Origin of the sequence: Paraburkholderia kururiensis, assembly GCF_034424375.1 — a bacterium.
Taxonomy (GTDB): Bacteria; Pseudomonadota; Gammaproteobacteria; order Burkholderiales; family Burkholderiaceae; genus Paraburkholderia; species Paraburkholderia kururiensis_A.
This window is the reverse complement of record NZ_CP139965.1, coordinates 2,701,096-2,723,495: the sequence shown is the minus strand read 5'-3', so window position 1 is coordinate 2,723,495 and position 22,400 is coordinate 2,701,096. Positions and strand designations below refer to the sequence as shown.

Here is a 22,400-nt window from a genome sequence, read left to right as displayed (position 1 = left end):
AGCCGGCTCCGCCCTTTGTTTTTGGGCGCCGCGCGCCGTGCCTTTCTGACGAGGCGCGCCCGCCCCTCAGCCGATGAACGGCTTACGGATTCACCATGGCGAAGAAACGCACTTCCCCCAATCGCAACGTACAGATTGCTGACCAGATTCAGCGCGACCTTTCCGAACTCGTGAGTCGCGAGGTCAAGGACCCGCGCGTCGGTCTCGTCACGATCCAGAGCGTTGAACTCACGCCGGACTACGCGCACGCGAAAGTCTATTTCACGACGCTCACGGGCGACCCCGAGCAAACGCGGCAGGCGCTCAACCACGCGGCCGGTCACCTGCACAACCTGCTTTTCAAGCGCCTGCACATCCATACCGTGCCCACGCTGCACTTCTTCTACGACAAGACGATCGAGCAGGCCGTCGAAATGTCGCGTCTCATCGACGAGGCGAATGCCACGCGCGCGAAGGACGACTGAGCCGCGCACGCATGACTGCATCTTCCGGAACTCCGCGGCCGAAGCTGCCGCGCCGCGCGCTCGATGGCGTGCTGCTGCTGGACAAGCCCGTGGGGCTGTCCAGCAACGATGCGCTCATTCGCGCGAAGCGTCTTTTCCTCGCGAAGAAAGCGGGGCACACGGGCACGCTCGATCCGCTCGCGTCGGGCCTGCTGCCGCTGTGCTTCGGCGAAGCCACCAAGTTTTCGCAAGACCTGCTCGAGGCCGACAAGACCTACGAGGCCACGATGCGTCTCGGTATTCGCACGGCGACGGGCGATGCCGAAGGCGAGGTGATCGCCACGCGCGATGTCCACTGCGACGAGGCCGACGTGCGGCGCGCGCTAGAGAACTTTCGCGGCGAGATCGTTCAGGTGCCACCGATGTATTCGGCGCTCAAGCGCGACGGCAAGCCGCTCTACGAATACGCGCGGGCAGGGCGGGTCGTGGAGCGTGAGGGCCGGCGCGTGACGATTCACGCGCTCGAGCTGATCGCGTGCGCGCTGCCCGACGTGACGTTTCGCGTGACGTGCAGCAAGGGCACGTACGTGCGCACGCTCGCCGAGGATATCGGCGAGGCGTTGGGCTGCGGGGCACATCTGGTCGCGCTGCGCCGCACGGGTGTCGGCGTGCTGACGCTCGAGCACGCGGTCACATTGGACGCGCTCTCCGACGCGCCCGAAGCCACGCGCGACGCCTGGCTGCAGCCCGTGGATGCGCTGCTCAGCACGTTCGCGGCGGTGCATCTCAATGCCGTCGCGACGAAGCGTTTTCTGCACGGCCAGCAGTTGCGTCTGGACGAGTTGACGCTCGACGATGCCCTTACCGACACCACGGAGGCATCGCGCGTGCGCGTATATGGCGACGACGGCCGGCTGCTCGGTGTCGCGAACGCACGCGACGGTGTGCTGGCGCCGGAACGTCTCGTCGTGACGGCCGCTTCGTAGGAACCGACGCGTCAAGGCCCGCAGGTAACGGCAAAACAAAAGGCGTTGCTGCCCACATACCGAAGTGCAGCAAAGCCTTTTTTGTTCACCTGGGCCGCAGCCCTCAATGCCCGATGTTCAATGCGCCGCCGAAGCCGCCGCGCCCGCATCCCCGCCGCCCGCGCGTTCGGGGCGCGTGATCCAGATTAGTGCGATCAGCGCCACGAAAATGCCTGCCGACACGTAAAACAGGTCGTTGACGCCGAGCTGGGCAGCCTGCTGCGTCACCATGTTGTTGAAGAGGCCGTGCGCCTGCGGCTCGGTGAAACCCGCGGCCTGCATTTGCCGCATCGACTGGTCGAACGTCGGGTTGAACGCATTGGCCTGTTCGGTAAGCTGCGCATGGTGAAAGATCGAGCGATGATCCCAGGCCGTCTGGAAGATCGAGGTGCCGATGCCGCCGCACATGATCCGCACGAAGTTGGAGAGGCCCGACGCCGCCGGAATGCGATGGCCCGGCAACCCCGACAGCGTGATCGAGACGAGCGGAATGAAGAACCCCGCCATGCCGATGCCCTGGATCAGCGTCGGCAGCGTGAGCGACCACGTGTCGACGCCGGTCGTGTAGAGCGAGCGCATCCAGAAGATCAGCGCGAAGATCAGGAACGACGCCGTCGCGATGTAGCGCGGGTCCGTGCGCGGCAAAATCTTGCCTGTTACCGGCGAGAGCAGGATCGCGAAGAGGCCCACGGGCGCCATCACGAGGCCGGCGTCCGTCGCCGTGTAGCCGATGTCGGTCTGCAGCCACAGCGGCAGTAGCACGAGGTTGCCGAAGTAGAGCCCGTAGCCCACCGAGAGCGCCACCGTGCCGCCCGTGAAGTTGCGCAGGCTGAAGAGCGAGAGGTCCACCACGGGGTGGTCGGCGGTGAGCTCCCAGACTACGAAGAACGCGAATGCGATCACGGCGACGAGCGCAAGCACGACGATCGTCGTGGAGGAAAACCAGTCGAGGTCCTTGCCCTTGTCGAGCATCACCTGCAGCGAGCCTACCCATGTGACGAGCAGCGCGAGGCCGACCATGTCGATGGGCGCCTTCTTCACGATCGAATCGCGGTGGCGGAAGATCGCCCACGTCGCGAGTGCCGCCACCGTGCCCACCGGAATGTTCACGTAGAAGATCCACGGCCACGAGATGTTGTCCGAGATCCAGCCGCCGAGAATCGGGCCGGCCACGGGCGCGATCAACGTCGTCATGGCCCACATCGAGAGCGCCATGGGCGCCTTCGCGCGCGGGTAGCTGGCGAGCAGGAGCGTCTGCGAGAGCGGAATCATCGGACCGGCCACGGCGCCCTGGATCACGCGCGAGGCGAGCAGGAACGGCAGCGTGGGCGCGAGGCCGCACATCCATGACGAGATCACGAACAGCACGATCGACGCCATGAAAAGGCGCACCTGACCGATGCGGTCGGTGAGCCAGCCGGTGAGCGGCACCGAAATGGCGTTCGCCACGGCGAACGAGGTGATGACCCACGTGCCCTGGTCGGAGGACACACCGAGGTCGCCGGAAATGGACGGAATCGAGACGTTCGCGATCGACGTGTCGAGCACGTTCATGAACACCGCGAGCGAGACCGCGATCGTACCGATCACGAGTTGCGCGCCGGAGAGCGGCGGGTGAGCAGCTTGTGGCTGGGACATGAGAGCATGAAGGGGCGCTTGCGCGCCCCTTTCCGATGTATTCGGGTAAGAAGTTGCCGTGCGGGCGGCTTGCCCTTACATCATCTTCACGGCGCGCGAGGCCATCGCCTTTTGCGCCGTGCCGGCCGTCTTGCTGGTCGCGTTCGGGCCTGCGTTTTCAGCGATGATGCGCGCGATTTCCGCGTCGGCGTCCGCGCCGTAGTGGTCGAACACGTTGGTCTGGTAGACCGTGTTCTGCGCGTTGCCGAGCTGGCCGCCGCTTTCGTCCTTGACGGTCACGTCCACCTGCATCGAAAGACCGATACGCAGCGGATGCTTCGCGAGGTCGGCCGGATCGATTTCCACGCGCACCGGCAGGCGCTGCACCACCTTGATCCAGTTGCCCGTGGCGTTCTGCGCCGGCAGCAGCGAGAAGGCCGAGCCGGTGCCGGCCGAGAAGCCCACCACCTTGCCGTGATACACCACCGACGAACCGTAGACGTCGGCCGTCATTTCTACCGGCTGGCCGATGCGCATGTGGTTCAGCTGGACTTCCTTGAAGTTCGCATCGACCCACACTGCGTTCAGCGGCACCACGGACATCAGCGGCGTACCCGGCGACACGCGCTGGCCCACCTGCACCGAACGCTTCGCGACGTAGCCGTCCACCGGCGCGGGCAGCACGTTGCGCGCGTTGGCGAGATACGCGTCGCGGACCTTCGCGGCGGCGGCCATTACGTTCGGATGCGTCGAGATCGTGGTGTTCGCAGTGAGCGCGCGGTTCGCGGCGAGCTGCTGCTCGGCGGCGTTCAGCGCGGCCTGGGCGCTCGCGACGGCATCGCGTGCGTGCGAGATTTCTTCCTGCGACACGGCGCCCGTCTGCGCCACCTGCATGCGGCGGTGCAGGTCGTCCTGGGCGCGCTTCAGGTCCGATTCGCGCTGGGCCACCTGGGCTTCGTATTGGCTGTCGTCGGCGAAGAGGCCGCGCACCTGGCGCACCGTCTGCGCGAGGTTCGCTTCGGCCTGCTCGAGCGCCACGCGGGCGTCGGCCGGGTCGAGGACGACGAGCGGGTCGCCGGCCTTCACAGTCTGCGTGTCGTCGGCCTTCACGGCGACGACCGTGCCGGTCACCTGCGGCGTGATCTGCACGACGTTGCCGTTCACGTAGGCGTCGTCGGTGCTTTCGTGAAAGCGTGCATCGAGGAAGTAGTAAAGACCGTAGGCAACTGCCGCGATCAGGATCACGACGACGAGCAGCGCCATCAGGCGCTTGCGTTTGCCGTTGGCATTGGCGGGCTGCGGGTTGGCCGCCGGTTGTTGCGGGGTGCTCATGACAGGGCTCTCCAGTGCTTTCGTGCTGTTCGTTCGATTGTTCTTTGAGGCTGTTCTTTAATTCGACGCGGTTGCGGTCGTGCTTGCTGCCGATGTTGTCGTGGGCGTTGCTGCTGCGCCCGGCGGGTTCGCCCCAGACTGCGTGGCCGGCGGCGCCGGCTCGCGGCTCCAGGGCGCGCCGTTCGCGTTCACGGCGACGGGAGGCACGAGCCCGGCGTCCTTCGCATCGAAGCCGCCGCCCAGCGCCGTGATGAGCGCGATCTGCATGTCGCGGCGGCGCATGTTGAGGTTCGTCAGGGTCTGCTCCGCGGCGAGGCGGTTCTGGTCGGCGCTCAGCACCTGCAACTGCGGCGACAGCCCGGCGCGATAGCGCACCACGGCGAGCTGCCAGGCCTTCGTCGAGGCATCCAGCGCGTGCTGCGCGTCGATGAGTTGCCGGTCGGCCGAGCGGATCGACGCGACCTGCGTGGCGACGTCGTTGAGCGCGTTGATGAGCGTCTGGTCGTAGTTGGCGACGTCCAGATCGAAGTCGGCGTAGCGGCCTTTCAGCTGGGCACGCAGGGCGCCCGCATCGAAGATCGGCAGGTGGATCGCCGGCCCGGCCTGAATCTGCCGGCTCGAGGCGCGCAGAAAGCGGCCCCAGCCGAACGCGTCGAAGCCGAAGCCGGCGGCCAGGTTGATGTCCGGGAAGAACTCGGCCTTCGCTTCCTTCACGTCGTGGGTCGCGGCTTCCACTTGCCAGCGCGCGGCGACGATGTCGGGCCGGCGCGCGAGCAGGTCGGCGGGCAGGTTGTCGGGCAGTGCGACGTTGGCGAGCGGATTGAGCGTGGGCTGCGCGATCTGCAGGCCGCGGTCCGGCCCCTTGCCGAGCAGGGCGCCCAACTGGTAGCGCACGGTCTGGATCTGGCCGTCGAGGTCGCTCAGGTTGGCCTGGCTCGTCGCGATGTTGCCGTTCGCCGTCTCGCGCTCCACGTTGGTGTCGAGCCCGGCCGTCACACGCTGGTTCGTGATCGTCCCGATGGTGCGGCGGTTGTCGATTTCGCGCGCCGCGATGTCGCGCAGCGCATAAAGCTGGGCGAGCTGGTTGTACGTCCGCGCCACGGACGAGGCGAGCGTGACGCGCGCCTGCTGCATGTCGGCCTCGGCCGCCTTTTCCTGCGAGACGGCCTGACCGAGCCGCTGGCGGTTCTTGCCCCAGACGTCGAGTTCCCACGAGGCGCTGGCGAGCACGTTGTTCTCGCTATACCAGTTGCCGCCGTACGGAGGCGGGTAGAGCCCGTTGCTGGAAAGCAGCTCGCGCGTCCACGAATAGCTGCCTTCCACCTTGGGATACAGATTCGACTTCGAGCTTTCGATGTACGACTGCGCCTTCGCGAGCCGTGCCTGCGCCTGGGCGATGGTGGGGTTGCCCGCCAGCGCTTCGTCGATCAGCGCGGACAGTTGCGGGTCGCCGAACTGCTTTGCCCAGTCGAGCGTGGGCCATTGCCCGCCCTGGGCGGGAATGCTCTGCGAGGACTCGTACTGCGTGGATTCGGCGATCGCCTTGTCGCTCTTGATGCCGAAGTAGTTCGCGCAGCCGGAGAAGGCGAGCGCCGTCGCCGCGGCTGCTGCGGCAAGGGCGATACGCCGGTACGACGGCGCGGGCGCAGACAGGGATGAGGGTTTCATTGCGCGTCTCGTTGCCTGAAAGGTGTCGGTGTGTGTGTCCGTAATGCTGGACGGTGCAGCTAATTTGATCAGCTGTTCTTCTTCAACTGCTTGCCAGGTCACGCATTGTCGGCGGCGTCGCAACTACAGGCGTTGCCGAGAATGCGCCGCAGCATGCTCTTCAGAAAACCGATCTCCTCGGGCGACAGGCCGGCGGTGAGCCGGTCGAGCACACCCGAAAAGATGGCCGGCATGCGGCGCGCGAGCGCGAGACCTTCCGGCGTGAGCGCGAGCCGCACGGCGCGCCGGTCTTCGGAACTGCGCACACGCTCCAGCAGTCCGCGCTTCTCCAACCGGTCCACCAGCCGCGTCACGGCGCTTGCGTCGATGCCGTACTCGCGTGCGAGTTCGGCCGCGAGCACGCACTTGCCGCTTGCCACCATGAAGAGCACGCTGGCCTGCTGGCTCGTGATGCCCAGTTCCGCCATGGTGCGCTGATTGACGAGGTTCGACATGCTCGATTTCACCCGTGCCAGCAGGTAGCCGACGCTCTCGCCGAACTGGTAATTGAGCAGGTCCGATGAAGCGGCGGCGGCCTGCGGCGGCTGTGTGGCGGGGGTAGGATCGGCCATGATTCTCGTGCGACTGCAATGGTTGACCAGGCAGGCATTATAGGGGGCGTTAATTGACGCGGCAAGTGTTTTCTCGGCTTAGGCAGAGAATCGGCGGATTGCCCCGGCCAGGGCCTGGGCTTTCGTCTGCGCGCGGATGTGGAGGCAGGCTTTATGACCCTTATCAATTTGTTCACGCGAACGTGCTAGAATTTTGGGTTCCCAAGAGTGCGCTCTGTACCGGTTTGGATTCGCCGAGCCGGTTTTGCCTCGCCCGTCGCTCCGCGGCCTTCCTGGTCCTGGTTTTGCGGCAGCAGGCGTCGGTAGTCGGCATTGCCGCAAGGAATCGTCTGGCGCACTCCAACTGTTCCCAGGTTTCTATGTCCCGCGCCCTTCGCAATATCGCCATCATCGCTCACGTCGACCACGGCAAGACCACGCTCGTCGACCAGCTGCTCCGCCAGTCCGGCACGTTCCGCGAAAACCAGCAGGTCGCCGAACGCGTGATGGACTCCAATGACATCGAGCGGGAGCGCGGCATCACGATTCTCGCCAAGAACTGCGCCGTCGAATACGAAGGCACGCACATCAACATCGTGGACACGCCGGGCCACGCCGACTTCGGCGGCGAAGTGGAGCGCGTGCTGTCGATGGTGGACTCGGTGCTGCTGCTCGTGGACGCCGTGGAAGGCCCCATGCCGCAGACGCGCTTCGTCACGAAGAAGGCACTGGCGCTGGGCCTCAAGCCCATCGTCGTGGTGAACAAGATCGACCGGCCGGGCGCGCGCATCGACTGGGTGATCAACCAGACGTTCGAACTGTTCGACAAGCTGGGCGCCACCGAAGAGCAGCTCGACTTCCCGGTGGTCTACGCGTCGGGCCTGAACGGCTATGCCGGGCTCGATCCGAGCGTGCGCGAAGGCGACATGCGGCCGCTCTTCGAAGCCATTCTCGAACACGTGCCGGTTCGCCCGGCCGACCCTGACGCGCCGCTGCAACTGCAGATCACCTCGCTCGACTACTCGACCTACGTGGGCCGCATCGGCGTGGGCCGCATCAGCCGCGGCCGCATCAAGCCGGGCCAGCAGGTCGCGCTGCGCTTCGGGCCGGAAGGCGAGGTGCTCACGCGCAAGATCAATCAGGTGCTGTCGTTCAGCGGCCTCGAGCGCGTGCAGGTGGATTCGGCCGAAGCCGGCGACATCGTGCTCATCAACGGTATTGAAGACATCGGCATCGGCGCCACGATCTGCGCGGTCGATACCCCCGAAGCGCTGCCCATGATCACCGTGGACGAGCCCACGCTCACCATGAACTTCCTCGTCAATTCCTCGCCGCTCGCCGGCAAGGAAGGCAAGTTCGTGACGAGCCGGCAGATTCGCGACCGCCTGATGAAAGAGCTCAATCACAACGTGGCGCTGCGCGTGAAGGACACCGGCGACGAAACCGTGTTCGAAGTCTCGGGCCGCGGCGAACTGCACCTCACGATCCTGATCGAAAACATGCGCCGCGAAGGCTACGAGCTGGCTGTGTCGCGTCCGCGCGTGGTGTTGCACGAAGTGGACGGCGTCAAGCACGAGCCGTACGAACTGCTCACCGTGGACGTGGAAGACTCGCATCAGGGCGGCGTGATGGAAGAGCTGGGCCGCCGCAAGGGCGAAATGCTCGACATGGCCTCGGACGGCCGGGGCCGCACGCGTCTCGAATACCGCATTCCCGCGCGGGGCCTGATCGGTTTTCAGAGCGAATTCATGACGCTCACGCGCGGCACGGGCCTGATGAGCCACGTGTTCGACGAGTACGCTCCCGTGAAGGAAGGCTCGCTCGGCGAGCGCCGCAACGGCGTGCTGATCTCGCAGGACGACGGCGCCGCCGTCGCCTACGCGCTGTGGAAGCTCCAGGATCGCGGCCGCATGTTCGTGAAGCCGGGCGACGCGCTCTACGAGGGCATGATCATCGGCATCCACAGCCGTGACAACGACCTCGTCGTGAACCCGATCAAGGGCAAGCAGCTCACGAACGTGCGCGCCTCGGGCACGGACGAAGCGGTGCGCCTCGTGCCGCCCATCCAGATGTCGCTCGAATATGCGGTCGAATTCATCGACGACGATGAACTCGTGGAAGTGACGCCGCAGTCCATTCGTCTGCGCAAGCGTCACCTGAAGGAGCACGAGCGCCGCCGCGCGAGCCGCGAAGCCGCCGTCGACTAAAGCGCCGCGTCGCTTTCAGAGGTTCGCTGGAAACAAACGGAAAAGCCGCCTTCGGGCGGCTTTTTTCATGGCTCACAAAACACCGGCCGATGCCCTTGGTTGGACGTCGACGAGATGTCGATGGGATGTAGAGGAACATTGCTTTGCATTGCACCACGCCCTGCAAAGCAATGTTGCGAATACCGAAAAGTGCTGCTGCGACGGGCGTTTGCGGCGTATCTCGCGGCTATTGGACGCATCCGATCTGTGCTATGCTCCGCGGATGCCAGTTTTAGGTCCTTCCAAGCAAGACTTGATTCGCGCAATCCGCTAAACGGTCAGGCCGTGTCGCGGAAGGTTGAGTAACCCGCTATTTCTCGAGAAACTCGAAGAAAGGTGAGCGTAAAAATGATGAAGCAATTCCAGCTGAACTCGTATCTGTTCGGCGGCAATGCTCCGTACGTCGAAGAATTGTACGAAGCATATCTCGATAATCCTGCGTCAGTGCCCGAGAACTGGCGTGAATACTTCGATGCGCTACAGAACGTTCCCGCATCGGACGGCACTTCGGCAAGCGACGTCGCCCACGGTCCCATCGTCGAGTCGTTTGCGCAGCGCGCGAAGGCCAATGCCTTCATCCCGCGCGAAGGCGGCGAGAACCTCGCCACGGCCCGCAAGCAGGTCCACGTCCAGACCCTTATCAGTGCCTACCGCTTCCTCGGCTCGCAATGGGCCAATCTCGATCCCCTGAAGCGTCGCGAGCGTCCCTCCATTCCCGAACTCGAACCCGCGTTCTACGACTTCACGGAAGCGGACCTCGACCAGACCTACAGCGCAAGTAACCTCTACTTCGGCTTCGAGCAGGCGTCGCTGCGCGAGATCGTCAAGGGGCTGCGCGACACGTACTGCGGCACGATCGGCGCCGAGTTCATGTACATCAGCGACCCCGAGCAGAAGCGCTGGTGGCAGGAGCGCCTCGAATCGATCCGCGCTACGCCGAATTTCACCGCCGACAAGAAGAAGCACATCCTGCAGCGCCTGACGGCCGCCGAAGGCCTCGAGCGTTATCTGCACACCAAGTACGTCGGCCAGAAGCGCTTCTCGCTGGAAGGCGGCGAGAGCTTCATCGCCTCGATGGACGAAGTGGTGCGCCACGGGGGCGCCAAGGGCGTGCAGGAAATCGTGATCGGCATGGCCCACCGCGGCCGTCTGAACGTGCTCGTGAACACGCTCGGCAAGATGCCGGCTGACCTCTTCGCCGAATTCGAAGGCAAGCACGTCGACGACCTGCCGGCCGGCGACGTGAAGTACCACAAGGGCTTCTCGTCGGACGTCGCGACCGAAGGCGGCCCGGTCCACCTGTCGCTCGCGTTCAACCCGTCGCACCTCGAAATCGTCAACCCAGTGGTGGAAGGCTCGGCCAAGGCCCGCATGGACCGCCGCGGCGACGACGCCGGCCTCCAGGTGCTGCCGGTGCAGATCCACGGCGACGCGGCCTTCGCGGGCCAGGGCGTCGTGATGGAAACGCTGAACCTCGCGCAGACGCGCGGCTACGGCACGCACGGCACGCTGCACATCGTCATCAACAACCAGATCGGCTTCACGACGTCGGACCCGCGCGATGCGCGCTCCACGCTGTATTGCACGGACGTGGTGAAGATGATCGAAGCGCCGGTGCTGCACGTGAACGGCGACGACCCGGAAGCGGTCGTGCTCGCCACGCAGATCGCCATCGACTACCGCATGCAGTTCCACAAGGATGTCGTGATCGACATCGTGTGCTTCCGCAAGCTGGGCCACAACGAGCAGGACACGCCGGCCGTCACGCAGCCGCTGATGTACAAGAAGATCGCGCAGCACCCGGGCACCCGTGCGTTGTACGCCGAGAAGCTCGTGCAGCAGGGCGTGATCGGCGCCGAAGACGCGGACGCTTACGTGAAGGCCTACCGCAAGGCGATGGACGACGGCCACCACACGGTCGATCCCGTGCTCTCGAACTACAAGAGCAAGTACGCGGTGGACTGGGTGCCGTTCCTGAACCGCAAGTGGACCGACGCGGCCGACACGGCCGTGCCGCTCGCCGAACTCAAGCGTCTGGCCGAGCGCATCACCGCGATTCCCGAGAACTTCAAGGTGCACCCGCTCGTCGAGCGCGTGATCAACGACCGCCGCGCCATGGGTCGCGGCGAAGCGGCGCTCGACTGGGGCATGGGCGAACACCTCGCGTTCGCATCGCTCGTCGCTTCCGGCTACGCCGTGCGCCTCACGGGCCAGGACTCGGGCCGCGGCACGTTCACGCACCGCCACGCCGTGCTGCATGACCAGAACCGCGAACGCTGGAACGACGGCACGTATATCCCGCTACAGAACATCGCCGAAGGCCAGGCAAAGTTCACGGTGATCGACTCGGTGCTCTCCGAAGAAGCGGTGCTCGGCTTCGAGTACGGCTATTCGACCGCCGAGCCGAACACGCTCGTGGCATGGGAAGGCCAGTTCGGCGACTTCGCCAACGGCGCACAGGTCGTGATCGACCAGTTCATCTCATCGGGCGAAGTGAAGTGGGGCCGCGTGTCGGGTCTCACGATGCTGCTGCCGCACGGCTACGAAGGCCAGGGTCCGGAGCACTCGTCGGCGCGTATCGAGCGCTATCTGCAGCTGTGCGCCGAGCACAACATGCAGGTCGTGCAGCCCACCACGCCGGCGCAGATCTTCCACCTGCTGCGCCGCCAGATGATCCGCCTCTTCCGCAAGCCGCTCATCGTCTTCACGCCGAAGTCGCTGCTGCGCCATAAGGAAGCCGTGTCGGACCTGTCGGAACTCGCGAAGGGCTCGTTCCAGCCTGTGATCGGCGAAACCGATGCTTCCATCGACGCGAAGAAGGTCAAGCGCGTCGTGGTCTGCTCGGGCCGCGTGTACTACGACCTCGTCGCGCATCGCCGCGAAGCGAAGGCCGGTGATGCCGCGATCGTTCGTATCGAGCAGCTCTATCCGTTTGCCCACAAGCAGTTCGAAGCGGAAATCAAGAAGTACGACAACGCGACCGAAGTGGTGTGGGTGCAGGACGAGCCGCAGAACCAGGGCCCGTGGTTCTACGTTGAGCACCATCTGAAGGAAGGCATGAGGGAAGGCATGAAGCTCGCGTACAGCGGCCGCCCGGCATCGGCTTCGCCGGCTGTCGGCTACTACGCGAAGCACTACGAGCAGCAGAAGGCGCTCGTGGAAGGTGCCTTCGGTCGTCTCAAGAGCGCGTCGATCGCGAAATAAGGATTGAGCGGACCGGGAAAGCGCGCAGGCGCTTTCCCGCGCGTGTGCGCGCGTTGCGTCTATTGCGCACATTGGCTGCCCGGTCCGCCGTACACGACATACACGTATTCAGGAAAATCACATGGCTATTGTTGAAGTCAAGGTTCCCCAGCTTTCCGAATCGGTTTCGGAAGCCACCATGCTGCAGTGGAAGAAGAAGCCGGGCGAAGCCGTTGCCCAGGACGAAATCCTCATCGAGCTCGAAACCGACAAGGTCGTGCTCGAAGTGCCGGCGCCCGCAGCCGGCGTGCTCGCGCAGATCATCAAGAACGACGGCGACACCGTGGTCGCCGAGGAAGTCATCGCCAAGATCGACACCGAAGGCAAGGCAGGCGCCGCCGCGGTGGAAGCCGAAGTGAAGCCCGCACCGGCCACCACGGCCGCTGCTCCGGCCGCCGCGCAACCCGCAGCGGCTGCCACGGCATCGTCGAGCGCGGTTGCTTCGCCTGCCGCTGCCAAGCTCATGGCCGAGAAGAACCTGGCCGCAGGCGACGTGGCCGGCAGCGGCCGCGACGGCCGCATCACGAAGGGCGACGTGCTCGGCGCAGGCGCGCCGGCCGCCAAGGCTGCGCCGGCTGCCGCGCCCGCGGCGCGCCCGGCCAAGCCTTCGCTGCCCGACGTCAAGTCGCCGGCATCGGCCGAAACGTGGCTCAACAACCGTCCGGAGCAGCGCGTGCCGATGTCGCGCCTGCGCGCGCGTATCGCGGAACGTCTGCTCGAGTCGCAGCAGACCAACGCCATCCTGACCACGTTCAACGAGGTCAACATGGCGCCGGTCATGGACCTGCGCAACAAGTACAAGGACAAGTTCGAGAAGGAACACGGCGTGAAGCTCGGCTTCATGTCGTTCTTCGTGAAGGCCGCCGTCCACGCGCTCAAGAAGTTCCCGCTCGTGAACGCGTCGATCGACGGTAACGACATCGTCTATCACGGCTATTTCGACATCGGTATCGCCGTGGGCTCGCCGCGCGGTCTCGTGGTGCCCATCCTGCGCAACGCCGACCAGATGAGCCTCGCCGACATCGAGAAGAAGATCGCCGAGTTCGGCCAGAAGGCTCGCGACGGCAAGCTCTCCATCGAGGAAATGACGGGCGGTACGTTCTCGATCTCGAACGGCGGCGTGTTCGGCTCGATGCTCTCCACCCCGATCATCAACCCGCCGCAGTCCGCGATTCTCGGCGTGCACGCCACCAAGGAACGCGCAGTAGTGGAAAACGGCCAGATCGTGATCCGTCCGATGAACTATCTGGCGCTCTCGTACGACCACCGGATCATCGACGGCCGCGAAGCGGTGCTCTCGCTCGTCGCCATGAAGGATGCGCTGGAAGATCCGGCGCGCCTGCTGCTCGACCTGTAATCGCCCGCATTGACTGCATCGAAGCGCCCGGCGCGCCGCAAGGCGCCGCGGGCGCGTCCATGACGCACCGGACCACGGACGTGATGGACGCACCTCGCGCGTGGCGCTTCCTATCGAAAGGATTCTTATGTCCAAGGAATTTGACGTCGTCGTGATCGGTGCCGGTCCCGGCGGCTATATCGCCGCGATTCGTGCCGCCCAGCTCGGCAAGACGGTGGCGTGCATCGAAAAGTGGAAGAACCCGGCCGGCGCCCTCAAGCTCGGCGGCACGTGCCTGAACGTGGGCTGCATTCCGTCGAAGGCGCTGCTCGCGTCGTCGGAAGAGTTCGAGAACGCCCAGCATCACCTCGTCGACCACGGCATCAGCGTGTCGGACGTCAAGATCGACGTCACGAAGATGATGAGCCGCAAGGAAGGCATCGTCGAAAAGATGACGAAGGGTATCGAGTTCCTGTTCCGCAAGAACAAGATCACGTGGCTCAAGGGTCACGGCAAGTTCACGGGCCGCACCGACGCCGGCGTGCAGATCGAAGTGAGCGGCGAAGGCGAAACCGAAGTCGTCACGGCGAAGAACGTGATCATCGCGACGGGTTCGAAGGCGCGCCACCTGCCGAACGTGCCGGTGGACAACAAGATCGTGGCCGACAACGAAGGCGCGCTCTCGTTCGACGCCGTGCCGAAGAAGCTCGCTGTGATCGGCGCGGGCGTGATCGGCCTCGAACTGGGTTCGGTGTGGCGGCGTCTGGGCGCGGAAGTGACCGTGCTCGAAGCGCTGCCCGAGTTCCTCGCGGCCGCCGACCAGGCGCTCGCCAAGGAAGCGGCCAAGCAGTTCAAGAAGCAGGGCCTCGACATCCATCTCGGCGTGAAGATCGGCGAAGTGAAGGCGACTGCAAAGGGCGTCACCATCGCCTACGCGGACAAGGACGGCAACGCGCAGACGCTCGAAGCCGACCGCCTGATCGTCTCGATCGGCCGCGTGCCGAACACGGACAACCTCGGCCTCGAAGCCATCGGCCTCAAGACGAACGAGCGCGGTTTCATCGACGTGGACGCGCACTGTGCGACGTCCGTGCCGAACGTGTACGCGATCGGCGACGTGGTGCGCGGCCCGATGCTCGCGCACAAGGCCGAAGACGAAGGCGTGCTGGTGGCCGAAGTGATCGACGGCCAGAAGCCGCACATCGACTACAACTGCATTCCGTGGGTGATCTACACCGAGCCGGAAATCGCATGGGTCGGCAAGACGGAGCAGCAGCTGAAGGCCGAAGGCCGCGAGATCAAGACGGGCCAGTTCCCGTTCCTTGCCAACGGTCGCGCGCTCGGCATCAACAAGGCGGATGGTTTCGTCAAGATGATCGCCGACGCGAAGACGGACGAGCTGCTCGGCGTGCACATCATCTCGGCCAACGCGTCGGACCTGATCGCTGAAGCCGTCGTGGCGATGGAGTTCAAGGCGGCGTCCGAAGACATCGGCCGCATCTGCCATCCGCACCCGTCGCTCTCCGAAGTGATGCGCGAAGCGGCGCTCGCCGTCGACAAGCGCGCGCTGAACATGTAATGACGCCGGTCGCATGACGCTGGCCGAATGAGGCAGGCTGCGAAGGCGGGCAGGGTGCGAATCCCTCCCGCCTTCTTTCTTACCGTTGCACGATGAACGTCACCGAGTACTACGAAAACGAACTGCGGACGCGCGGTTACCAGTCGGACGCCGCCCAGCGTGCCGCCGTGGACCGTCTGCAGCGGTGCTATGAAGAGTGGGTGGCCTACAAGGCGCGCCGCTCGAATGCCTTCAAGAAGCTCATCATCCATCCGGACCTGCCGCGCGGCGTGTACATGTGGGGCGGCGTGGGGCGAGGCAAGAGCTTTCTCATGGACAGCTTCTATGCCGTGGTGCCCGTGCAGCGCAAGACGCGTCTGCATTTCCACGAGTTCATGCGCGAAGTGCACCGCGAACTCGAAGAGCTGAAGGGCCAGGCCGATCCGCTCGACGAACTCGCGCGCCGTATCGCGAGGCGCTACCGGCTCATCTGCTTCGATGAGTTTCACGTCTCCGACATCGCGGACGCGATGATCCTCTACCGTCTGCTCGACCGGCTCTTCACGAACGGCGTGCAGTTCGTGATGACCTCCAACTACGCGCCCGATACGCTGTACCCCGACGGACTGCATCGCGACCGCATGCTGCCCGCCATCGAGCTCATCAAGGCGCAGCTCGACGTGATCAACGTGGATGCGGGCGTGGACTACCGGCAGCGCACGCTCGCGCAGGTGCAGGCGTATCACACGCCGCTCGGTGCGGCCGCAGACCGCGCGTTGCGCCGCGCCTATAGCGAGCTTGCCGCGGTGCCCGACGAAAGCCCCATCCTGCACATCGAAAAGCGCGAGCTCAAGGCGCTGCGCCGCGCGGACGGCGTCGTGTGGTTCGACTTCGCGACGCTATGCGGTGGCCCGCGCTCGCAGAACGACTACCTCGAACTGGCGAGCCGCTTTCATGCGGTGATTCTCTCCGAGGTGCCGCAGATGACGCCGCGCATGGCCTCCGAAGCGCGCCGCTTCACGTGGCTCATCGACGTGTTCTACGACCACAAGGTGAAGCTCCTGATGTCGGCCGCGGTGCCGGCCGAAGAGCTTTATGTCGAAGGCCCGATGGCCAACGAATTTGCGCGCACCGTGTCGCGCATCGTGGAGATGCAATCGAAGGAGTATCTCGACACGCCACGCCGGCTTGTCGACACGTCGCTCACGTGAACTGAAGCCGGGCCCAACGCAGCGAACCTCGGCCGACCGCTGTTAGCCCCGGCGTTACACGACGAAGGTTGCAGGCCTTGCGCCCGCAACCTTCATCACGCGATCACTGCCAACCTTATTGCTGCCGGATCCACGTCTGCGAGCGCCCGAGCAGCGACACGCCGATATAGCCGCGCACCACGAGTTTCTGCCCGCCGTCCTCGAGGTGCATGTTGCACTTGTAGACCTTGCCGTTCTCCGGGTCCAGGATGTGGCCGCCGTCCCACTTGTCGCCGTCCTTCTTCAGGTCGTTGATGATCGTCATGCCGAGAATCAGCTGGTTCTTGCGCGAATCCGTGCATTCCGTGCAGCGACGGTCGGGCGAATCGGCAGGATTGAGTCCCTTGATCACTTTGCCCGACAGCGTACCGTCGCCGTCCTGCGTGATCTGCACGAGCGCTTTGGGCTGGCCCGTGTGATCGTCGATGGTTTGCCACACGCCGACGGGCGTATCGGTCTGCGCCATGGCGGTCATTGCGCCGGTGAGCAACACGCCTGCGAGCGCGGCGTGGCGGATCGTGTTGAGCGCGACGGAGCGCGCACGTTGAGTCATGCGGATCATTGTCTTCCTCCTGAGTAAGAGTCGTCGCGAATGCCCGCCATGATGGGTGTGTTGAAGGTGCGTCAAGCGGCGGGTTTCGCGCGGCGTCGTATGCATCGACAGGCGACGCCTTGCCTGTTTCCAGCGGCCGGTGATCAATCGCACGGTCGTGCGATCGTGAACCGAGAGGGCAGGATACGTGAAAGCACGCCGCGCGTTTGCGAGTAAAACCTCTAGTCGCAGGCACTCGCGGCGCGCATTCAGTTAAGCTGATAAGAGAACGTCGCATTGATACGCGGGCTGCGCGAAGGGCTTTCCACGGGCGCGTCGCCAACGGCTTTCGCGACCGAAAGATCGAGGCTGTAGTACTTCGCGTCCGAGATGCGAAAGCCGAATGCAACCGACGCGAGCCGCGACGGTTGCGGCGTGCCGGCATGCAGATAGACGCGTGCCGTGTCGAACGACACGTACGGCGTAATGGTGCGCAGATACGTGAAGCCCGGCGTGAACGCACGATTGACCTCGAACGAAACGGCCCAGCCCGAATCGCCCGATGCCTCGCCCGGTTCATAGCCCTGCGCGAAACGTTGCGCGCCGAACGAAATCTGTTCGGAGGTGGGCAAGGTGTCGGGGCTGTACTGTCCCGTTGCGGAAATCGCGGTGCCGATCTTGAACGGCCACTCGTTGGTCTGCGAAAAGCTCGCACCGGTGCGCACGAATTGCAGCGACACGGGGTTCTGCTGCACGAGGCCCGGCAGGTTCGTATCGACAGATTTCGACGCGCCCAGTATGTCGAACGCCTTCGCCACGTTGATGCTCGCCTTGCGCACCTGGCTCGTCTGCACGCTCGTGTAATCGGCCTGCAGTTGCAGCACGCGCACCTGCGAGCGCAGTCCGTACTGCGCGCCGTTGATGGTGTTGTGATAGCGGTCCTCGTCGTGCGAGGCGTAGGCGCTCACGGTGCCCACCACGCTGCGCGTATTGCTCAGCAGCAACGGATACGCGAGCGAGCCGCCCAGCTTTTCGTTGATTACCGTTCGCTCCACATACGAAGGCAGCCCCGGATTGTCGACGGGATTGCCGCGATAATGCGAGGCGTCGATCTTCGCGATGAGCCCGTCGCTGCCTATCGGCACCGCGCCGTGAGCGGCGAGGTAGGTCTGGTGATCGCGGCCTTTGGGCAGCAGCGCGGAGATGCTCAACTGCTCGCCGAGCGAAGTGAGCCCGTTCTCGGTGGCCGTGAGCAGGCCCTGCACGCCGGGATGATTGAAGTCGATGCCCGTGCTCAGATCGACAGGCTTGCGGTCCACCTTGAGTTCGAGCGCCGTGGCGCCGTCCGTGTTCTGCGGCGGCGGCACGTTGGCCGCCACCTTCACGCCGGGCAACAGACCGAGCACGTTGATGTAGCGCTCGAAGGTGGCAAGTCGCAGCGGCCGGTCGGCGCGGATGTGTTCCGCGATTGCGCGGATCTTGCCTTCCACGTTGCCGGGCTTGCCCGTGACCTTCACCTCCGAGACATAGCCTTCCACGATCGTCACGCGCACCACGCCGTTCTCGAAGGTCTGCGCCGGCACGAACGCGAACGAGAGCGCGTAGCCGCGTTCCTGATAGAGCTTCGTCACGCCGTTCGCTACTTCGATCAACTCGCCGATCGTGATGTCGTGATTCACCAGCGGTGTGAAGCGCTTTGCCACGTCGTCGAACGGAATCGACTTCACGCCTTCCACCTGGAAGCGCGTGGGCGTGAGATGCCGCGCGAGCAACTGCTGCAACTGCGGCGCCTGCTGCTGAACCTGCACCGTGACGTTGGGCGCTTTCTGCGGCGCGTTGATCTGCGGCAGAGCGTCGAGCGGGTTGCCGCCGGCAGCGGCGGGGCGGCTCTGTGCGTGCGCAACGCTACCCGCGGCAAGCGTCGCCAGCGCGATCGTCCAGATTGCGTATGCGTTGTATCCGTTGTTCATCGGATTGTCCTCGTAGGCCATTGTTGTTGTGTGCGCGTTGTGTGCAACGCTGCTGTTCGATGTGTGCTGCGGTGCTGCTGGTTGCTGGCTGCGCGATGTGTGATGTGCAGAAGCGGCGTGGCGCGTGACGAGATGGGCCCTTGCGATCGCCGGCACCATCGATCGTCTCGCTTGCCTCGATCACCCGCCGTGCGGCCCGACGGTCTGTTCGGTCCGCACGGCGATGCACGGTCGTGGGACGCCGCATTCACGCGGCGCCGTCACGCGCGTTCAGCTCATTGCTTGTGGAGGATGCCGCCGAGCGCCGAGAGGCCGCCCGTCGTGGAACTCGCCCCCGAGGTGGAGCCCGCTGCGGATCCGAGTGTGCCCGTCACCTGGCTCACGATTGCCGTGAGCGGCGCGAGCAACTGACCGCCTGCGCCCGTGCCGCCTGCACTGCCTGCGCTACCCAGCGCACCCGTGACCGCGGAAAGCGGATTCGACGCGCCGCTCGTCCCGCTGCCGAGTGCCGACGTGAGCCCCGCGAGCGGACTGGCCGCGCCGCTGCCCGTAAGCGAAGACGTGAGCGTGGAAAGCGGATTCGATCCCGCCACCGACCCGAGCGGGGCGAGCGGCGTGCCGGTGAGCAGCGACGTCGCCGAGCCGAGCGGATTCGTGCCGAGCCCGAGGCTCGCGAGCAGGTTCGAGAGCGGCGTGAGCGGGTTGTAGCCGCCGGCGGGCGGACCGTTCGCCACCACTACGTTCGAGCTGCCCACAAGACTCGTGATGAGGCCCGGGATGGGCGCGGCGCCGTTCGCTCCGTTCGGGTTCACGAGACCGCCCGCGTTGGTCACCGTGTTGCCGAGCGCGCCCACGAGGCTGCCCACGTCGGCGCCGAGCGGATTCTGGGTCGTGCCGCCCACTGTCGCGCCGGCCTGCTGCAACGCGCCGCCCACCTGCGCTAGCGCGCCTGAAAGCGGCACGCCGAGGCCCGTCGCGACGCCGGCCGTCTGCGTCGTGTTGCTCACGGTCTGCACGAGCGGCGTGATCAGCGTGCTCACGGGCTGCGTGATCTGCTGGACCGGCGCGGAGCCCAGGGCATTGCCGAGCGTCGCGCCGCCCGCGTTGACCGCGTTCGCCGTGTTGGCGAGCAGACCCGCAACGGGCGTCGTCACCGGCGAGAGCGGGGCGAGGTTGCCCGTGCCCACGCCGCCCACCGCCGTGGAGAGTCCTTGCACGACGCCGCTCGTCGCGCTGACCACCGAGCCGAGACCTGCAACCGTGGTGCCGACCGGGTTTGCCGTCGAGCCCGTCTGACCGATGCCGTTGCTCACGGCATCGGCCAAGGCGCCCACCACGCCGCCTGTGCTCGACACCGCATTGCCGAGCCCCTGCGTCACCTGCGGGCTCACGCCGGGAATCGTGGTGGAGGCGATCGTGCTGCCCAGATCGCCGGCCGTTTTGGCGACGGTGGTCAGCGCGCCAGATGTGCCGGTCGAGCCCGACGTCGTCTGGCTGCCGCTGCCGGACCCGCTGGTGCCGCCGCTCGAAGCCGCGGCCGGCGGCGCGTTGACACTGCTGCCGCCGCAGGCCGCCACGAGGCAGGCCACGGCGAGCGCGACCGCGGGCACGCGCAGCGATGCGACGGCCGTTCGTGCGTGGCTCGGAGTGAAGGTGAGGTGATGGGTCATGGTTGCTCCTCGGTCTCTGTGTGATGCAGGTGGTCTGCCTCGCGTGATGCCTGTGCCTTCACGCGTTATTTCCAGTCGTCGTTATTTCTTCGCGATGCCGCCGAGCAGCCCGCCCACGAGCGACGTCACGCCCGCAAGCGGATTCGACGCGCTGTTGGTGCCGCCGCTCGCCGAGGTCAGCGAGATGCCCGGGGTGCCCGACGTGGCGGACGTGGCCGCCGGCGCCGCGCCCGACGTCGCACTCGTCGCTGCGCCGGCCAGCGACGAAACGATGCCGGTGACGGGCGCGAGCGGGCTGCCGGCGCCTGCGCCACCCGCGGCACCGGTCAATGCGCCCGTGAGCGTGCCGAGCAGCCCCGTGACGGGCGCAAGCGGGTTGCCGCTGCCCGTGCCGCCGGCCGCGCCGCTCAGCGTCCCGGTCACCGTGCTGACGAGCCCGGTCACGGGGGCGAGCGGACCGCTCGCGCCACCCGCCGCGCCGCTGAGCGCACCCGTCACCGACGACAGCACGCCCGTGACCGGCGCGAGCGGTCCGCTGCCGGCACCGCCTGCGAGTCCGCCGGTGACGCCGCTGAGACCACCCAGGCCACCGAGTGCGGAGGTGAGCGGCGAGAGCGGACTGCCGCCCGTGCCGCCGGTCACGAGACCGCCCACCGAGGCCACGGTCTTGCCCGTATCGGAGACGACGTTGCCGAGGCTCGCTGCTACGGGATTGCCGCCCGCCGACGACGCGACGAGCGCGCCGCCTTTCTCGAGTCCACCGCCGAGCGTGCCGAGCAGTCCGGCCACGGGCACGCCGAGGCCCGTCGTCGTGCCCACGGTCTGCGTCGTCGCGGCCACCATCGACGTGATCGGCGTGATGGCGGTGCTGACCTGCTGCGTGATCTGCTGCACGGGGCCGGTGGAGAGTGCGTTGGTGAGCGTGGCGCCGCCGTTCGTCACGGCGCCGCCGAGCGTGTCGATTGCACCGCCCAGCGGCGACGTCACCGCACCGAGCGGCGCAAGCGGGCCGCTGCCGAGGCTCGTGACGAGATTGCCAGCACTCGTGACCGCGCCGCCCACGTTGCTCACGGCGCCGCCGACGCTCGCGAGCGTGGTGCCCACGGGATTGCCGCCTGCGCCGAGCTGACCGAGTCCCTGCGTGACGCCGTTGCCGAGCGTGGACACGGCCGCCCCCACGTTCTGCACGACGCCGCCCGCGGCCTGGGTGGTCTGCGTGCTCACGCCGGGCAGCGTTTGCGAGCCGATCACGCTGCCGATGCTCGACACCGTGGATCCCACGTCGCTGACGACGTTGCCGGCACTGCCCACCACCTGGCCCGCTGCGTTGGCGGTGGGCGTGGTGCCGTTGTTATCGTTGTTGTTGTTATTGTTGTTGTTGTTATCGCCGCCCCCCGGCTTTTGCGTTCCCCCCGAACCCGTGCCCCCCGTAGAAATGGCTCCGTTGCTGCCGCTCCCCGCACCGCCCCCGGTACCCGAACTCAGCGTGCCTGAGCCGCCGCAGGCAGCCAGAGAAAGAACGACGGCCACCGTGGCGGCAATCGTCGTCGCGCGCATTCCGGTCTCTATTGTTTGAATCTGCATTTCGCCCTCGCATGAACATGTTGTTGGAAGCCTTGCGCGAAGACTCTCTGCAACAGCTATGCCATTTCAGTAGCGAACACAACGATGGATTCATCGCGCAAGGCGCAGAGCGAAGACGGGCGTGGCTTTGCGGCCTTTATCGAGGTGCCGCATACAGGTTTGCCGCGCGTGAAAGAACCGGCGAATCATGCGTTTTCAATGGCCGCGTAACGTAACGACCCCGAGCCCCCGTTACGCACGCACGCGTAACGGGGGTTACACGACGCTTGAAACGTGCGTTCAACGGTGAATTAGTGAAACGGGTCTAACGTATGGTTAGCCCTACCTGGTTCGCGT

Annotated in this window: 15 protein-coding genes; 7 read left to right on the top strand and 8 right to left on the bottom strand. The window is 65.7% G+C overall.

Annotated elements, in window-relative coordinates:
- Positions 1–95: 95 nt before the first annotated feature.
- Together rbfA and truB are read left to right on the top strand one after the other, a co-directional pair.
- A complete protein-coding gene (gene rbfA / locus U0042_RS12220) occupies positions 96–464 on the top strand; it encodes a 30S ribosome-binding factor RbfA (protein ID WP_017776547.1) in 369 nt (122 codons plus the stop codon).
- 11 nt (positions 465–475) lie between these two features.
- Positions 476–1,429 carry a tRNA pseudouridine(55) synthase TruB gene (truB, locus tag U0042_RS12215; protein ID WP_114810999.1) on the top strand — a complete coding sequence of 318 codons (954 nt, stop codon included), beginning with the start codon at positions 476–478 and terminating at the stop codon, positions 1,427–1,429.
- Between the two features lie 117 nt (positions 1,430–1,546).
- Here the strand turns inward: truB and U0042_RS12210 are convergent, their stop codons facing one another.
- The 4 genes from U0042_RS12210 to U0042_RS12195 all read right to left on the bottom strand — a co-directional run bounded on the left by U0042_RS12210 (position 1,547) and on the right by U0042_RS12195 (position 6,696).
- Positions 1,547–3,106, bottom strand: coding sequence for a DHA2 family efflux MFS transporter permease subunit (locus U0042_RS12210; protein WP_114810998.1), 1,560 nt, complete (start codon positions 3,104–3,106; stop codon positions 1,547–1,549).
- Between the two features lie 75 nt (positions 3,107–3,181).
- On the bottom strand, positions 3,182–4,417 hold the full coding sequence (locus U0042_RS12205; protein WP_114810997.1) for an EmrA/EmrK family multidrug efflux transporter periplasmic adaptor subunit: 1,236 nt from the start codon (positions 4,415–4,417) through the stop codon (positions 3,182–3,184).
- Positions 4,418–4,474: 57 nt separating this feature from the next.
- A complete protein-coding gene (locus tag U0042_RS12200; RefSeq protein ID WP_114810996.1) occupies positions 4,475–6,085 on the bottom strand; it encodes an efflux transporter outer membrane subunit in 1,611 nt (536 codons plus the stop codon).
- A 98-nt stretch (positions 6,086–6,183) separates the two neighbouring features.
- Entirely contained in the window at positions 6,184–6,696 is a 513-nt protein-coding gene (locus U0042_RS12195; RefSeq protein WP_232833371.1) for a MarR family winged helix-turn-helix transcriptional regulator, read from the bottom strand.
- Positions 6,697–7,055: 359 nt separating this feature from the next.
- On the opposite strand from U0042_RS12195, the gene typA reads away from it, so the two are divergent.
- From typA to zapE, 5 genes are all read left to right on the top strand, one after another.
- Positions 7,056–8,882 carry a translational GTPase TypA gene (typA, locus tag U0042_RS12190; protein ID WP_114810995.1) on the top strand — a complete coding sequence of 609 codons (1,827 nt, stop codon included), beginning with the start codon at positions 7,056–7,058 and terminating at the stop codon, positions 8,880–8,882.
- A 387-nt stretch (positions 8,883–9,269) separates the two neighbouring features.
- Positions 9,270–12,125 carry a 2-oxoglutarate dehydrogenase E1 component gene (locus U0042_RS12185; RefSeq protein WP_114810994.1) on the top strand — a complete coding sequence of 952 codons (2,856 nt, stop codon included), beginning with the start codon at positions 9,270–9,272 and terminating at the stop codon, positions 12,123–12,125.
- A gap of 121 nt (positions 12,126–12,246) precedes the next feature.
- Positions 12,247–13,521, top strand: a complete 1,275-nt coding sequence (gene odhB / locus U0042_RS12180) for a 2-oxoglutarate dehydrogenase complex dihydrolipoyllysine-residue succinyltransferase (RefSeq protein ID WP_114810993.1) — start codon at positions 12,247–12,249, stop codon at positions 13,519–13,521.
- A gap of 127 nt (positions 13,522–13,648) precedes the next feature.
- On the top strand, positions 13,649–15,079 hold the full coding sequence (gene lpdA / locus U0042_RS12175) for a dihydrolipoyl dehydrogenase (protein ID WP_114810992.1): 1,431 nt from the start codon (positions 13,649–13,651) through the stop codon (positions 15,077–15,079).
- A gap of 92 nt (positions 15,080–15,171) precedes the next feature.
- A complete protein-coding gene (gene zapE / locus U0042_RS12170; protein ID WP_114810991.1) occupies positions 15,172–16,269 on the top strand; it encodes a cell division protein ZapE in 1,098 nt (365 codons plus the stop codon).
- Between the two features lie 115 nt (positions 16,270–16,384).
- On the opposite strand, the gene U0042_RS12165 is transcribed toward zapE, so the two are convergent.
- From U0042_RS12165 to U0042_RS12150, 4 genes are all read right to left on the bottom strand, one after another.
- Positions 16,385–16,870, bottom strand: a complete 486-nt coding sequence (locus tag U0042_RS12165) for a DUF2147 domain-containing protein (protein WP_114810990.1) — start codon at positions 16,868–16,870, stop codon at positions 16,385–16,387.
- 239 nt (positions 16,871–17,109) lie between these two features.
- A complete protein-coding gene (locus U0042_RS12160; RefSeq protein WP_114811170.1) occupies positions 17,110–18,810 on the bottom strand; it encodes a ShlB/FhaC/HecB family hemolysin secretion/activation protein in 1,701 nt (566 codons plus the stop codon).
- Between the two features lie 275 nt (positions 18,811–19,085).
- Entirely contained in the window at positions 19,086–20,480 is a 1,395-nt protein-coding gene (locus U0042_RS12155) for a collagen-like triple helix repeat-containing protein (RefSeq protein ID WP_114810989.1), read from the bottom strand.
- An 81-nt stretch (positions 20,481–20,561) separates the two neighbouring features.
- Positions 20,562–22,064 carry a collagen-like triple helix repeat-containing protein gene (locus U0042_RS12150; RefSeq protein WP_327205055.1) on the bottom strand — a complete coding sequence of 501 codons (1,503 nt, stop codon included), beginning with the start codon at positions 22,062–22,064 and terminating at the stop codon, positions 20,562–20,564.
- Positions 22,065–22,400 lie beyond the last annotated feature (336 nt).